The sequence below is a fragment of the Oleiphilus sp. HI0128 genome, from assembly GCF_001635365.1.
This window is the reverse complement of sequence record NZ_LWGG01001227.1, coordinates 1-1,309: the sequence shown is the minus strand read 5'-3', so window position 1 is coordinate 1,309 and position 1,309 is coordinate 1. Positions and strand designations below refer to the sequence as shown.

Sequence of the window (1,309 nt, the reverse complement as noted above, 5' to 3'; positions counted from 1 at the left end):
GATGTGAACAGTACCCTTTATGGGGATGCGAGCAGTATCACTCTGGAAAAGGGGCAGGAAATGGGACGATTCAAGCTCGGTTCTACCGTTGTATTGGCGTTTCCAAAAGGCACAACACAATTCAATGAAGCAATGCAGGCAGGCTCCCCCGTTAGAATGGGTGAAAACTTCGGTAGTATCATTAAAAGCTAGATTTACTAGACCCGACTTAGAGGGAAGCTCAATACATCTTCAATGCTATTGACTCCCTCTTTGATCATCAACAAACGATCCAAACCTAGGGCAATTCCCGAACAGTCTGGCATACCAGACTCCAAAGCTGATAAGAACTTCTCATCGATTGGTATCCCATTCAAACCCATATCCTGGCGTACCAAATTATCAGATTCAAAGCGCTGGCGCTGCTCTTTAGCATCCGTTAGTTCATGATAGGCATTCGCAATCTCGAGCCCGTTTATATATAGCTCGAACCTTTCTGCGACCAATAAGCCATCCTCATCATGCTTCAAGGCGGCTAGAGATGCTTGTGATGCGGGATAATCCGAAACAAACACGGGTCTAAGCTTACTATCTTCAGAACAGCCCAAGTATGGCTCAATACAGACGCTTAGTAGCAGATCCAGGTACTCATCACGTTCCAAATTAGGCCCGGAATAGCCGGCCAACTCTATTGCTTTCNGCCTCAGTACATCAATAGCGACTATCATCGGGTCAAGATCTAAATATTTCCGAAACAAGTCGCGATAACTAACTGTCGACACTTCACATGAACCCAAAAGAGTTTCCAGTAGGTCTGCGGTTTCTTGCATCAGAGCGTTGAGATCAAAGCCTGGGCGATACCATTCAAGCATGGAAAATTCAGGATTATGTCGTACGCCGCTTTCAGCATTACGAAAAGTTTTACAGATTTGGAAAATCGAACCACTCCCCGCAGCAAGTAGACGCTTCATAGGGAATTCAGGAGAAGTATGTAGATATAAACATTCTGAACCCGCACCAGGTGCAGAATTCAAAGCGCAAGACAAACTTTCCAGATGAGGATCTGTCGCAGTTGAGCGACCAAGAATAGGCGTTTCAACTTCAAGCACATGACGTGCGACAAAAAAAGCCCGAAGCTGCGCATATAGCTCAGCCCGGGCTTTTAGTCTTTGCAAAGAACATGTTGGTTGCCATTGTTCTGAAGTTTTATTCATAACAAGCAAGCAAACCTCTAATCTCTATGCAATCAATTGCTCAATTATGACTTGGCACGACTCACGTATTCACCAGTACGAGTATCGATACGCAGCTTCTCACCAATATTGACAAA

General features: G+C 44.9%; 2 protein-coding genes and 1 pseudogene. 1 reads left to right on the top strand and 2 read right to left on the bottom strand.

The annotated features are described in order from the left end of the window. On the top strand, positions 1–192 hold a 192-nt coding region (locus A3763_RS20670), incomplete at its 5' end, for a phosphatidylserine decarboxylase (protein ID WP_197483025.1). 5 nt (positions 193–197) lie between these two features. On the opposite strand, the gene epmA is transcribed toward A3763_RS20670, so the two are convergent. Both epmA and A3763_RS30215 read right to left on the bottom strand, forming a co-directional pair. After that, positions 198–1,193 carry an EF-P lysine aminoacylase EpmA gene (gene epmA / locus A3763_RS20665; protein WP_068760436.1) on the bottom strand — a complete coding sequence of 332 codons (996 nt, stop codon included), beginning with the start codon at positions 1,191–1,193 and terminating at the stop codon, positions 198–200. A gap of 44 nt (positions 1,194–1,237) precedes the next feature. Then, a pseudogene (locus A3763_RS30215) lies at positions 1,238–1,309 on the bottom strand (elongation factor P); the annotation flags it as partial.